The sequence below is a fragment of the Streptococcus sp. CCH8-C6 genome (assembly GCF_001557225.1).
GTDB classification, from domain to species: Bacteria; Bacillota; Bacilli; order Lactobacillales; family Streptococcaceae; genus Streptococcus; species Streptococcus sanguinis_C.
On the sequence record NZ_LSJN01000061.1, the window covers coordinates 99,487 to 113,170 of the forward strand.

Here is a 13,684-nt window from a genome sequence, read left to right on the forward strand (position 1 = left end):
TATAAATAATTTTTAAAGCGCTTTCAATATTGTTTGAGATTTAGATTATAGTTTCCGAATTTTCCAGAAAAACAGAAATTCCTGAAAGTACTTTCAGGATTCCGTTTTGTAGAAAAGCCAATGAAAGAGCAAGCAAACTTCTAAAAAGATTCTCATTTCTATGCTCCCTCAGGGAAGTAAAAAGGGCTAGACAAAGGCCTAGCCCCAAAGGGGGGACGAATATTATCTCTCGGATTTAAAGTCCGAAAAGAGTGAAAGTCTTTTTATTTTGGTTCCGCAGAGCCAGTTAAAGACAGTATCACTGACACGGACATTCATAGCCTCATGCCCATACTCAGGCAGGAGATGATACTCCTTTTCTCCAGCCAAGCGGTTATAAATGGCAAATTGTGTGATAGGATAGCAAACATCATCCTCCAGGCCAATAATCATCTGCACTGGACAGCTAATACGATGGGCCAGATTTTTCACGTCAATATAAGCAAGTGTCTGCAACAACTGCTCTTCTGTCTCATGAAAAGGATCATGGAATTTGAAATAACGAAAGAGCTCATCATAGGCTTCACTCGTATTGCCAATCTCCAAAACCCGTCTAAAGTCAGCAAGGAAGGGATAGATGGCTACAGTCTGCTTAATCCGAGAATTTAAAGCAGCTGCTACCAAAGCCAAGGCTCCGCCCTGTGAACCGCCAAAACTAGACAAACGGTTTTCATCCACGAAGTCCAAACCAGCCACTAGCTCGACCAAGGTGTAAACATCCAGATAGACATCCTTGAAAAAAAGCTGATCCGGTCCATCCAGAGCCCCGCGGATAATATGTCCTTTAACAGTATTGCCGCGGACTTCTCTATCACCATCCAGTGAATAGCCAGACTGACCACGGACATCCATTGACACCACACCCCAGCCCGCTGCCGTATAGGCCAGCATATCAGCCCAATCCCAGCCCTGCCCCATATAACCATGGAAATGAAACAATGCCGGAATTTTTTCTGATAACTTAGGCACAACTAGCTTAGCGTAGATTTGTCCACCGTTTCCAGACTTGAAGGTTAGCTCATAGCAAGTCGCATATGCAATTTGAAAATCTTTTTCCAGCAACTGGTAGTCCTGAGGCACTTCCACCTCCGCCACTTGTTTATTCCAAAAGGTATCAAAATCGTCGGGCATTTCATCTCTTCCGCGATAATGTAACATTTCTTTAAGTAAAGTAGGGTTTTTCATGTCTTATCCTCCCAACGATTCTTGAGACCTCTTTCATCATACCATATAAAGAGGAAGTTTTCAATAGGTTAATATATAGATTTTCTGTTTTTCTGAAATTTTACCGATTCGCCGCCTAAGAACCTATATGAAGCAGGAGCAGTAAATAGAACAAACTAAATCCTATGTTTAGGCCAGCTCCGTTAAGGTAGGGGCGTCCGATTCTCAGCTTTTCTACCAGTAAGATAGTCAAGAGACTGAGCGGTAAAGGAGTCAGCAGCCCCAGATAAGCAGGCAATATTGTCTGACCGGTAACTATTAGCAGTGAGTAAACGAACCAGCCTAGTCCGGTCAGAGCGATAGCTGTCCGCCAGGTTATATCTAGAAAGAACACTGCTTCATTGATAAGCCCGCTGTCTTCGTCTGAGCAGACCTGTCCGCCGCTTCGTTTATAAGCCTTTTTGCTAATGATCCCAACGTAGTAAAAGGCCACATGTGCCACCGGCGACAGGGCAAATCCAATTCCTAACAAGGCTATTGACAGATAGGACCACAAGCCCTTATTTGTCAAACCAAAGAGAGCATAAAGCGAGACTAACATAAGAGGAATTGAGAAGTTAGCCACCAGAGCGCCCAGACGCAGCCGACCGACAGAACCAGACAGCATCAGCATAGCCAGATTCTTATTGCCAATCCGACTCTGCTCCGTAAAAGAGGCATAACTTTCCTTGTCTACCTCAAAGCCAACCAGCAGAATATCCCCCAATAACCAGCAAAGGCCACTCAACAGCCCAGCCCATAAAGATAAAAAAATCACATTGCTCTCCTTTTTTCCATTGTCCCCTTATCTTAGCACAAAAGCTCACTCAATCACAAGTAGTCAGAAGGTTTACATATTTTTACCCCAGCAAGCTCCTTTCGTTAAGAGGCCTAGCGCTCACGTCGCTCCGCTCCTCAGCATCAATGTCTCTACGCTCGGCTTCGACCAACGGTCTTGCCTGCCTAAGTGTTACTTCAAGGTATACAGCTTTTGTCCCAAGGGACAAAACTGCATCCACTGCTCTATGACTCAACTTTGTCCTGCGGCCGCGTTTCGTTAAGACACATAGCGCTCACGTCGCTCCGCTCCTCAGCATCAATGTCTCTAAGCTCGGCTTCGACCGACGGTCTTGCCTCGCTAAGACACATAGAAATATCCCCTACCAAAGGGTAGGGGATGACCGACAAACTGTCTTATTTTTAATTGAGGAAGCTGCTCGCTTATTTGCGGCGTCCTGGGCGTTCCTTGTAGCCATAGTAAGCGTCTTCGATGATTTCCTGCATGTGGTCAACCATTGGAAGACGTGGGTTGGCTGGAGAGCATTGGTCTTCATAAGCAAGGAAGGCCAATTCGCGTGAATGTTCTTTCCATTCTTTTTCGTCAATACCTTGAGCCTTGAAGTTCATTTCGATACCGACGCGTTCTCCCAGTTCATAAACAGCTTTCGCAAATGATTCAACACCTTCTTCTGGAGTAGAAGCTGGCAAGCCGAGCATGCGAGCAATGTCTTGGTATTTCTCATCCGCACGGTAGTAGTTGTACTTAGGCCATGTCGCTGTTTTAGCTGGACGTGTACCGTTATAGCGGATTACGTATGGCAACAAGATCGCATTGGTACGACCGTGGATCGTATGGAACTGAGCACCAATCTTATGGGCCATAGAGTGGGAAATTCCCAGGAAGGCATTGGCAAAGGCCATACCAGCGATAGTAGAGGCATTGTGCATCTTTTCGCGAGAGTGGAAGTCAGCATTCTTAACAGAGCTTTCCAGATTTTCAAAGACTAGTTTAATAGCTTGGAGAGCCAAACCATCTGTAAAGTCGCTGGCCATCTGAGATACATAAGCTTCTGTGGCGTGAGTCAGAACGTCCATACCAGTGTCTGCTGCAACAAATCCTGGAACAGTCAGTACCAGAGCTGGGTCTACGATGGCTACAGTTGGAGTCAGAGAGTAGTCAGCGATTGGGTACTTACGGTTGTTAGCCTTGTCAGAGATAACGGCAAACGGTGTTACTTCTGAACCTGTACCAGATGTTGTAGGGATTGCGATAAACTTAGTCTTCTTGCCAAGCAATGGGAATTTGAAGGCACGTTTACGGATATCCATGAATTTTTGCACAAGGTCACGGAAGTCCACTTCTGGTTGCTCATAGAAGAGCCACATTACTTTAGCTGCGTCCATTGGTGAACCACCACCAAGCGCGATGATTGTATCAGGTTTGAAGGTACGCATAATCTCTGTACCACGTTCAACTGTTGTGATATCTGGATCTGGCTCTACGTCTGCAAAGATTTGGTAAACAACCTTATTACGACGAAGATCGAGTTGTTCGATGATACGATCTAGGAAACCAAGCTCTACCATCGCATGGTCTGTAACGATCATGACACGTTCCACATCACGACATTTTTGCAGGTATTGGATAGAGTCACGCTCGAAGTAAGTTTTTGAAGGGAGTTTCATCCATTGCATATTATTTCTACGTCTTCCTACTTTTTTGATGTTCAAGAGATTCACAGCACTAACGTTATCACCAACTGAGTTGCGACCATAAGAACCACAGCCCAGAGTCAGTGACGGCAGGAAGGCATTATAAACATCTCCGATACCGCCGAAAGTAGAAGGTGAGTTGCAAATAACACGGATAGCACGGACAGCCTTACCAAATTCCTTGGTCAACTCTTCGTCCGCTGTATGGATAGCAGCTGAGTGACCAAGACCATGGAATTCTACCATTTGACGGGCCTTTTCAACACCGTCTTCACGAGATTCAGACTTGAGCACAGCGATGACAGGTGACAGTTTTTCACGTGTCAATGGCTCTTTTTCACCAACTTCTTTACACTCTGCGGCCAAGATATTCGTATCTTCTGGCACGCTGAAGCCTGCTTGCTCTGCAATCCAAGTGGCTGGCTTACCAACGATATCCGGATTGAGCTTAGCACCAGCACAGTTCTTGCTGTTTGCCTTAGCACCAAAGCAGAATTCTTCCAACAGAGCTTTTTCTTTCTTATTTACAAAGTAAGTATGATATGATTTGAACTCTTCTACAAATTCATCATAAACCTCCTTATCAATGATAACGGCTTGCTCAGAGGCACAGACCATACCATTGTCAAAGGACTTAGACATAACGATATCGTGCGCTGCTTGACGGATATTAGCGGATTTTTCCACATAAGCTGGTACGTTTCCGGCACCAACCCCCAGAGCTGGCTTACCACATGAGTAAGCTGCCTTCACCATTGCGTTACCACCTGTCGCAAGGATAGTCGCAATTCCTTCATGGTTCATAAGGGCAGAAGTTGCTTCCATAGATGGCGCTGTAATCCATTGTACACAGTTTTCAGGCGCACCTGCTGCAATCGCTGCATCACGAACGATTTGTGCTGCATGGGCAGATGATTCTTGAGCAGATGGGTGGAAAGCAAAGATAATCGGATTACGTGTTTTTAAGGAAATCAAAGCCTTAAAAATAGCTGTTGAAGTTGGGTTGGTTGTTGGAGTAATTCCACAGACAACACCCACTGGCTCCGCAATCAAGGTCAATCCAGTCACATCATCTTCCTGAATAACGCCGACAGTTTTCGTGTGGCGCATATTATTCACAACGTGCTCACAGGCGAAAAGGTTTTTAGTTGCCTTATCTTCAAAAACTCCGCGACCCGTTTCTTCATAAGCATGCAGAGCCAACTCACCATGGGCATCCAAAGCTGCTACAGAGGCCTTGGCTACGATGTAGTCCACCTGTTCCTGATTCAGCTTTCTCATTTCCTCGAGTGCAACCAGACCTTTTTGCACCAATTCGTCGACATGCTTTTGCGCTGCCAAAGCCTTGTCTTCTTGTTCTACCGTTTTCTTCTTTTCAGCCATTCTATTCCTCCAATGGTTTTGCCTTAGGTTAGACGAAGAACCCTAACCTTTGTTAAATATTTCACAATTCAATTATAACCCATTTAATGATTTTTGTAAACACTTTCACTTAACATTCACAAACTTTTCTCTATTAATTTGTGAAATACATAACAAATTTGCTTGTTTTACAGTCTATTCTTTTAGTTATTGTGAAAAAATTTTTTATTTTTTAGAGATTTCACATACTTTTACTTTCACATAATATATGGAAGCGCTTTCTTTATTTAAATATAAAAAGCTCGGACAAACCGAGCTGATCATTTATGGTTTCACATTGCCAGAATTTGCTTCATCTATGGCTTGCTTAATGGTATTGGCATAGAGAGTTCCCCCTTCAATGATGGACTCTGAGTTTGAGCCAAAGTGGACATAGTCTGTCCCTTCCCAAATCTGCGGATTTTCGATAGCAGTTTGATGCCAGTCAGCCACAAAGACATAGTCGTACTTTTTGGCTAATTCCAGCTCATACTCCCGCTGCTGAGCTAAAACACCGCCCTCTGAGCGACCGTCATAAGGAGTCACGAGGATCAGTTGATGCCCCTTAGGCAGGCTGGAAACATATTCATCCAAAAGCTCATTCGAATAACCAGACGAATTGGTTCCAAGAGCCAGAACAACCTGCTTCTTCAGCACCCTATTAGCAATATCTGTCTTGTAGACCTCCAAGCCTGTACTCAGACTGCGGCTAACGACAGTATCTAGCTCGATTCCTGGCAAGATCTGCTGCAATTGATCGCTTGAGCGCAGGGCAACCGAGTCACCAATCATAGTAATCCCGTCCGCCACATTGTACTCAGTAGCCTTGGACTGATCAACCTGGCTGCGAGTTGTCTGCATCTTAGTGTCTGCTTGATTCAGAGCGTTGACAATCAAACTTTCCTCAAAAGCTCCTACCTTTGGTGCTGTCACCGAGATAAAGAACATGATTAAAGTCAACGGAATCATACTGTAAAAAATTGGTCTAGTGAGAGATGACAGATCCATCTTGGTTCCCATGATAACTGGCTGACGACCAGCCAGAGTTGGCTCCAAGATATAGAAAGACAAGGCTGCAAAAATAAAAGACAGCAGCGTGGTCAAGAGAACAGCCAAACCGTTACTCATCAGCTGGGTAAAGATAATATAGAATGGCCAGTGGAAGAGGTAAACACCATAGCTGGTATCTGCGATAAAGTTGATAAGGCTAGGCTCCTTCACATCAGGGAGCTTGTCATGCAGCATCCTAGCAGCAAAAATCATCAGACAAGCCAAGATAGTTGAAATCAAGAATCCTACCAGGTAGGTCCAAAGATTATCAAACTTGAGCAGAAAGCTGAGCAAAAGCAAAACAGCTGCGCTGCCCCCCATAATTCCTAACACTTGCTTAAGAGTCAGCTTCTCCTCCAACATCTTAAAGCGACTGCTGACATGGCCAACGCCAGATAAGGTTGCTAGGATACTTCCTGCAAAGAAAGGAAAGACGTGGGTCAAACTTGAGAAATAAATATCAGAGTAATTCTTAGTGGTCAAAGCGCCAGCAAACATTGATACAAAGCTGAGCAAAAAGAGACCTGCAGAAACCAACGCAATCATACCGCGATAGCGGGCCGTTGACTTGGCAACCTTGCCCAAGCCCCAAGCGGCCAAGCCCCAAAGAACATAATAGTGCACTTCTAAAGCTAGACTCCAAGTATGGATCAGGATGTGCGGCACAAACTGACTCTCATAACTGCCGCCTGAAAGCATTTCATAAAAGTTGGTCACAAATCCCAAGGCAGCCGCAATCTGCGTCCCAATCCCAGCCACAAAATCCTTACGGATTAAGAAAGTAAAGGGCATAACGACCAAAATCATAAAGACCAGAGGGGGTACAATCCGATAAAAACGTCGTTTGAAAAAGCCTTGGATATCGATTTCTTTCTTCTTAGCAAACTCGTCAATAAGCAGAGCGGTAATCAAGAAGCCAGAAAAAGTAAAGAAGATATCCACGCCAATAAAACCGCCAGGGAAAACGCCCTGGAAGTAATGATAAAGCAAAACTAAAAGCAGCCCCGTGATTCTGACGAGCGAAAACCATTTAATGCGCATTTTGATAAATTCCTTGTTTAAACGTTCCTTCATAAACGACATTGCCTTCTGTCGTTAGCTTTCCTTGTCCATCAGCCTGACCCTTGCTGAAGTCCCCTTCATATTTCCAGCCAGCCGGCGAGGTAAAGGTCCCTTTTCCGTCAAAGATGCCATTGCGAAATTGACCAGTATAACTGTCCCCATTTTGAAAAGTCATAGTCCCCTGACCGTTCATCTTCCCGCGAACCAAGGTCCCGTCATACTTGATCTTCCCCTGATCTAGCGTTAAAACGCCCTTACCAGGAATCCCCGAGGTAAAAACCAGAATAGCTGACAGTACAATGACCGTTACAGCCAAAAGTTCTAAATTCTGCCGGGTCAGATAGACCTTGTATTTATCGTAAAATTCTTTTACTTTATCCATATTCCTATCCATCCAAACGCTCTAGCCACTTCTTGCAGCCAGCCAAGACCAAATCATAGGTTTGGTCAAAATCTCCTGTGTACCAAGGATCCGGCACACTTTCTTCTTCAAACTGATAAATTTTATGCTGAAAATCCTCAGGCGCCATCCGCTTCAAATCTCGGACATTACTTTCATCCATTCCAATGACATAGTCAAAATCCGCAAAATCCGCTGCCGAAATCTGCTGAGAAGTCTTGTTCCTATCATAAGAAATGGCATATTTCTTAAAAATAGCCTGTGTTCCCCGATGAATGGGATTGCCATGCTCCCAGCTTGAGGTTGCTCGGCTCTCGATTTCCAGTTGGTCTGTTAAACTCTTCATGACAAACTCTGCCATCGGACTACGGCAGATATTGCCCAAACATACAAATACAATTTTCTTCATACAATACCTCGCTATCTATTATAACAAAATAATGGCAAAAACTAGCTCTGAATCGTTTACAGTTTCCTGATTCTCGTTGAAAACTGGCAAGCCCTGCCCCTCTCATATATGAAAATAGCAAAAAACCACCGTTTGGTGGCTTTTTGTAGGGAGATTATTTTTTAAAAAGAAAAAAGTTTTAGGAGTTAAGTTAATTTCTTAACTTGCTTATAGTATAATATCCATTCCTTAAAACTTCCTTAAAATAACTTAAACATTTTACTCTTATCTTATACTTATTTATCAAGATAATGATACTCCAGCTGCGGCCAGCATTTCTGCCAATTCTTCTTAGCCAAGCGCTCAGCATACACACGCTGGCGCTCCTTATTTTCAAGAAAATGAGGAGTCGGTCTGACCTGAAAGTTTAAGATATCCTCCAAACCATAGGGAGCAAAAAGTTCCAGTTTGTCATTTGCCAACAAGCGCAGTCCGATAGCAGTGCAGCGCTCAGGATACTTACTCATAGCTTCGCAAGCATTTTTATAAGGTGCCGTTCCAGGACTATGCTGGTGCATATAGGCTTGATTTCTGAGCTCCCATTGATACTGTGGCCAGTCTGCCTTGAGCTTGGCTTCCAGCTCTATCGTCTCTGCCTCAGCATAAGTCGGATCAAAGAATATGACATCTACATCCGTCTCTGAATCAAAACCTGGTCGCTCTGACAGCATATTCCAGATAAAATTCCTCACACTTCCAGCCACTAACCAAGAATCCTTGAGCTCCAGACTGCGAATAATTTCCAAAATCGCTCGGATGTCTGGATCTTGACCTAGTTGGTCTAAAATCTCCTTTTCTGTCATCATTCCTTCATATACTCATATCCTAAATGCTCATAGGCTTTACGGGTAGCCACGCGCCCAGTCCGTGTCCGCATGACAAAGCCTTTCTGAATCAGGTAAGGCTCATACATATCCTCTACTGTTTCACGTTCCTCAGCAATATTGACCGAGAGGGTCCCCAGCCCCACTGGACCGCCACCGTAGACCTCTATCATAGTCTTCAAAATCTTCTGGTCCACGTAGTCCAGCCCTTCTTGATCCACATCCAGCATGGAGAGAGCCTGGTCGGTTATCTTATCATCAATCAGGCCATTGCCCATAATCTGCGCGTAATCCCGCACCCGCTTGAGCAAACGATTGGCAATCCGCGGAGTGCCTCGACTACGCAGAGCCAGCTCCTTCGCAGCCTCGTGGGTAATATCCATCTCAAAAATCTCTGCAGTCCGCTCGACAATTTCCGTCAAGTCGCTAGCTTCATAATACTCCATGTGACCGGTAATCCCAAAGCGAGCCCGCAGAGGATTGGACAGCATGCCTGCCCGAGTGGTCGCCCCAATCAGAGTGAAAGGCGGCAAATCCAGATGGACACTGCGACTGGTCTCGCCTGAGCCAATCATAATGTCGATGTAAAAGTCTTCCATAGCGCTGTACAGCACTTCCTCTACTGCCATTGGCAAGCGGTGAATCTCATCTATAAAGAGGACATCACCCGGCTCAAGGTCATTTAAGATCGCAACCAAATCACCGGACTTTTCAATCACCGGACCTGAAGTCTGCTTGAGATTAACGCCTAGTTCATTGGCAATGACAAAGGCCATGGTCGTCTTCCCCAGACCCGGAGGGCCAAAAAGCAGGGTGTGATCCAGCGCCTCATCCCTCAGCTTAGCCGCTTCAATAAAAATCTTCAGCTGGTCCTTGACCTTGTCCTGACCGATATACTCCTGTAAATACTGGGGACGCAAGGTGCGCTCCACCAATTCCTCATCACCCATTAATTCATTGTCTAAAATTCTACTCATAGAACTATTATAGCAGAAAATAAGGCAGAGGAAGCAAATCTAATCCACGTCTGAACACAAAAAAAGACCACCGGATTGGGTGGCCTTTATGGGAGATTATTATGAAAAAGTTTAGGATTATCAAACAAAGTTAGGGGGCTTCATTTGATACTCATAGTATACTGCCCTTAGCTTAAGAAAAACTTAAAGTAAAATTCAGTTAGCAAAAAAATTTTTGCTTTTGATTGTGGAGGCTTTTCACTTGCTTAAAATTAGCTTCTTATGAAAACATAGTCGCTGAAAACTGGACGAAGAAAAACGGCAGAAGGAGGTACTGCCGTTTTTTTGTGCTCTTTCGCGATTGTTTCTTTATAAAGTTGCTGGTACATCAGCAAAATACACCGTCCTGCTGGTAAAAATCTGACCGGCCTTGAGAATGACATCCGACTGCTGGCTACTGTGAATGGCATCCGGCAATGCCTGGGCTTCCAGGGCCAAGCCATTATGCTGAATCATAGGCTGGCCATCAAACCGAACCGAATCATCTACACAATTCGCTGAATAAATCACTAGGCAGGGCGCCTGAGTTTCAATAGTCAGGCGGCGGCCCGATGCTGGATGATAGAGCGTGCCTGCCTGGTTTCGGCTTGGGCTTAGCGCAAAGGGATGATCCAAGCCAGATACCAGCTGGATTTGCTCATCGGTAGCAGCGAAAATTTCTTTAAGGGAAGCGCCCTTGGCCAGCTTCTTGACAAAGTCACGCTCTGCATCAGCCTTTTTTTCAGGAAGGCCGTCAGCTGCGATAGGATAGACACCATCAGTATTGAGCTGCAGGATATGATCATCTATCGGTTGATTGAAACGACCAGACAGATTGAAATAGCTATGGTTGGTCGGATTGACCAAGGTATCTTGATCTGTCTGGACTTGATAGGAGATTTCCAGCTCACCCTTCTCTGTCAGGGTATAGGAAACCCAGATTTTCAGATTGCCCGGGAAGCAGCCAGTTCCGTCAGTCCGCTCTGTATAAAAGGTAAGTCCGTCATTACTGACTTCCTCTACTTCAAAAACGCTACTGTCCCAGCCGCTGGATCCACTATGGTTGCAGTTTAAGCCATTATTGGCCTCTAGCTGAAAGGTCTGACCATTCAGATCAAATGTTGCACCAGCAATACGTCCAGCAACTGGACCAATGCTGGCTCCGTGCTTAGGGCTGTTCCCAATATAGTCCTCAAACTGATCAAAGCCAACGACGATATTGTCAAAGTGATTATTTTTATCAGGAGAGACATACTTGATGACGGTTGCTCCGTAGTTCATGACTATCAGACGATAGCCTCGATCGTTTTCAAAAGTATAAGCCAGAATCTCCTGACCGCCCAGCTTGCCAAAAATGGATTCTCGGTAAGATTTCATACAAAACCTCTTTTATCTATCCTGCTAAAAATCACGAACTTGCCAAGTCCTGTCTTCAAAAGGCAGGTCAAGCTTGTCCACCCAAGACACCGCTGTTTGGCGCAAGACTTGATTAAGATCCTCGATATTCTGACGGCCTGTCTCGTCCAGCCACGCTTGAGCTGCTGCAGCTCCCTCTTGGGCAAAGACTGAGACTGCATCCTTCCAGGTAGCCCGTCCACACAGAACGCCGTTAAACTGTGAGCCCGCTTCATGGGCTAGCCGCAGCGTTTCTTGGAAAAGCTCGGCACTGACACCAGCGCTGAGGAAGATGAAAGGCAAGTGCGTCGCATCTGACTGTTCTTTAAAGAAATCTCGGGCTTCCGTCACGCTGTAGACTGGCTCAACTCCTTCTTTAGTGAAGCCCTCGACAAAGTTCATATTGACCGGCACTTCAACCTTTAAGACATCTACATGATAGCGGGAATCTGAAAAGAGCTTGATTGCCTCATTGACCTTATGCGGCTTAAGCTTGGCATAGTTAGCGTCCAAGACACTGTCACTCTTAGCATCATAGGTCAGAATCTCCAGAAAATAAGTAATGTCCTCAGCCAAACATTCGCTGCCCACGCGCTCAACCCAGGCCTGCTTAATGTCGTTGATTTCTGGCTTGTCGTCCACATCATAGTAAATCAAGACCTTGACGGCATCTGCGCCCATGTCTCGGATGCGACTAGCTGACCAGTTAGGAAGCAAGTCCGGCAGACGGCCCTCCGCTGTCGCATCATAGCCAGTCTTTTCATAGGCTACTATCAGCCCGCAGGAAGCATCCCGCAGCTCGGCTGCTGGCAGACCGAACTCTGGATCCAACAGGATGGAGCTAGCATAAGATGTTAGCTGACTAGAGATTAATTCTTTAAACTGAACCAGAGCTTGGTCACCAGAAGGCGCATCTTCTCCGCTGGCCAGCATTTTCTTGAGCGATCCACGCTGGTCAATGGCCAAAGCCCCGATAATCCCCTGCTCGTTTGATAGTTTTTTCAAATGGCTCACTTTTTTGTGGCCGATTTGTAATTTCTCCATAACTTTTCCTTCTCTTACTCCCCAAAAGGGTGAATGATAACTCCTTGTACTACACGATTGACTGTTCCTGTCGGAGACGGTGTGTCTGGACGGTTCTTGACCTTGAGCGAGGTCAGGAGGGCAAAGAGCTGAGCGTAAACGATGTAAGGGAAGATGCGATAGCTATCTCCCAGAGGCTCTTGGGTACTTAGCACTACTTGCTCGACTCCTTCCAACTGCTCCTCCCGGTCAGTCAGCAAGACCAGTCTACGGACAATCCCGTCACCAGCCACTTCCTTCACCAAGTCCAAATCATAAGCCTTGGTATAGGCATCTGCCGAACCAAAGACCAGAACGACTGTATCTTGATTAATCAGCGACTTTGGTCCATGCCGAAAACCGACTGGACTTTCGTACATGGTCGCAATTTGGCCGGCTGTCAGCTCTAAAATCTTAAGCTGGGCTTCATGAGCCAGACCAAAGAAAGGCCCTGCTCCCAGATAAATGACCCGACTGAAATCCAAATCAACCAGCTGCTGCACATCTGCAACGCGTCCTAAAACATCCTGACTGAGCTGAATCAGAGCCGCTACCTTGGCTTCCTTCTGGTCTAGTTCAGCCCGGTCAAAGACCAAAAGGGCTGTCAGCATCATAGAGCTGAAGCTAGAAGTCATGGCAAAGCCAGCATCATTAGACGCTTCTGGCTGAAGGAGCAAGAGATTCTTCTCATCACCTTGGGCCTGCTGGGCTAGCTTGCCTTGGGCAGCACAAGTAATGGTAATCTGGTACAAGTCATCTACCAGCTGCTTGGCCAAGTCCACAGTCGCTACACTTTCTGGGGAATTTCCGCTACGAGCAAAGGAAACCAGCACTGTCGGCACTTCTCTCTTCAGATGCACCAAGGGATTGGCCACGATATCTGTCGTCGCAATGGCATTGAAATTCCATTTGCGCTCATCATAAATCTGCCTGAAATAAGGCATCAAGGTATCTCCGACGTAGGCTGATGAGCCGGCTCCGGCAAAAATGACCTTGATGTAGTCATGTTTGTCCTCGATTTTTTTCAGAAAAGCAGCGATGTCTGCGGCCTGAGCCTTGTAATGTTCAAAGGCTTCCTGCCAGACCTCAGGCTGCTGATAGATTTCTCTCGTTGTGATGTCAGCCCCCAGACGCTGCAATTCTTCCTGTGAATAATCTAACATTCTCTTTCTCATTCCTTTCCATCATTTGAAAAAGGGGGAGTGGGACAGAATCCAGAAAATCAAAGATTTTCGGCTCGCTGTCCCACCCCCGCAACGATGGCTAGACTTGAAACATGCTTTTAACAAGCTTTTTCAAACCAAACAGCGAC

The 13,684-nt window shown here is 45.6% G+C and carries 13 protein-coding genes; all 13 read right to left on the reverse strand.

The features are described from left to right. Positions 1-222: 222 nt before the first annotated feature. On the reverse strand, positions 223-1,224 hold the full coding sequence (locus AX677_RS06225) for an alpha/beta fold hydrolase (protein ID WP_060976524.1): 1,002 nt from the start codon (positions 1,222-1,224) through the stop codon (positions 223-225). 115 nt (positions 1,225-1,339) lie between these two features. Beyond that, complete coding sequence (locus AX677_RS06230; RefSeq protein ID WP_060976525.1) at positions 1,340-2,020, reverse strand: DUF6796 family protein; 681 nt, start codon at positions 2,018-2,020, stop codon at positions 1,340-1,342. Positions 2,021-2,102: 82 nt separating this feature from the next. Further along, the gene (locus tag AX677_RS09170; RefSeq protein WP_082730258.1) at positions 2,103-2,261 is read right to left on the reverse strand and encodes a shikimate dehydrogenase; all 159 of its coding nucleotides are present in this window, start codon (positions 2,259-2,261) and stop codon (positions 2,103-2,105) included. A gap of 4 nt (positions 2,262-2,265) precedes the next feature. Continuing rightward, positions 2,266-2,391, reverse strand: coding sequence for a hypothetical protein (locus AX677_RS09580; protein WP_269450185.1), 126 nt, complete (start codon positions 2,389-2,391; stop codon positions 2,266-2,268). A 72-nt stretch (positions 2,392-2,463) separates the two neighbouring features. Beyond that, positions 2,464-5,118, reverse strand: coding sequence for a bifunctional acetaldehyde-CoA/alcohol dehydrogenase (gene adhE, locus AX677_RS06235; RefSeq protein WP_060976526.1), 2,655 nt, complete (start codon positions 5,116-5,118; stop codon positions 2,464-2,466). A 303-nt stretch (positions 5,119-5,421) separates the two neighbouring features. After that, positions 5,422-7,227, reverse strand: coding sequence for an acyltransferase family protein (locus AX677_RS06240; RefSeq protein WP_060976527.1), 1,806 nt, complete (start codon positions 7,225-7,227; stop codon positions 5,422-5,424). After that, positions 7,217-7,642: an MORN repeat-containing protein gene (locus AX677_RS06245; RefSeq protein WP_197416891.1), complete on the reverse strand. Its 426-nt coding sequence runs from the start codon at positions 7,640-7,642 to the stop codon at positions 7,217-7,219. Before AX677_RS06245 ends, AX677_RS06240 begins: the two co-directional genes overlap by 11 nt. Beyond that, the gene (locus tag AX677_RS06250; protein ID WP_060976529.1) at positions 7,635-8,057 is read right to left on the reverse strand and encodes a low molecular weight protein-tyrosine-phosphatase; all 423 of its coding nucleotides are present in this window, start codon (positions 8,055-8,057) and stop codon (positions 7,635-7,637) included. Before AX677_RS06250 ends, AX677_RS06245 begins: the two co-directional genes overlap by 8 nt. Before the next feature lie 275 nt (positions 8,058-8,332). Continuing rightward, positions 8,333-8,902 (reverse strand): nucleotidyltransferase family protein, encoded by a 570-nt coding sequence (locus AX677_RS06255; protein ID WP_060976530.1) that lies wholly within the window; start codon positions 8,900-8,902, stop codon positions 8,333-8,335. Beyond that, complete coding sequence (gene ruvB, locus AX677_RS06260) at positions 8,899-9,897, reverse strand: Holliday junction branch migration DNA helicase RuvB (RefSeq protein ID WP_060976531.1); 999 nt, start codon at positions 9,895-9,897, stop codon at positions 8,899-8,901. The genes AX677_RS06255 and ruvB overlap by 4 nt, the downstream gene beginning before the upstream one ends. A 348-nt stretch (positions 9,898-10,245) precedes the next feature. Beyond that, positions 10,246-11,292, reverse strand: a complete 1,047-nt coding sequence (locus tag AX677_RS06265) for an aldose epimerase family protein (RefSeq protein WP_060976532.1) — start codon at positions 11,290-11,292, stop codon at positions 10,246-10,248. 24 nt (positions 11,293-11,316) lie between these two features. After that, the gene (gene lacD / locus AX677_RS06270) at positions 11,317-12,354 is read right to left on the reverse strand and encodes a tagatose-bisphosphate aldolase (protein WP_060976533.1); all 1,038 of its coding nucleotides are present in this window, start codon (positions 12,352-12,354) and stop codon (positions 11,317-11,319) included. A 14-nt stretch (positions 12,355-12,368) separates the two neighbouring features. Beyond that, on the reverse strand, positions 12,369-13,547 hold the full coding sequence (locus AX677_RS06275; RefSeq protein WP_082730257.1) for an SIS domain-containing protein: 1,179 nt from the start codon (positions 13,545-13,547) through the stop codon (positions 12,369-12,371). Positions 13,548-13,684: the final 137 nt, after the last annotated feature.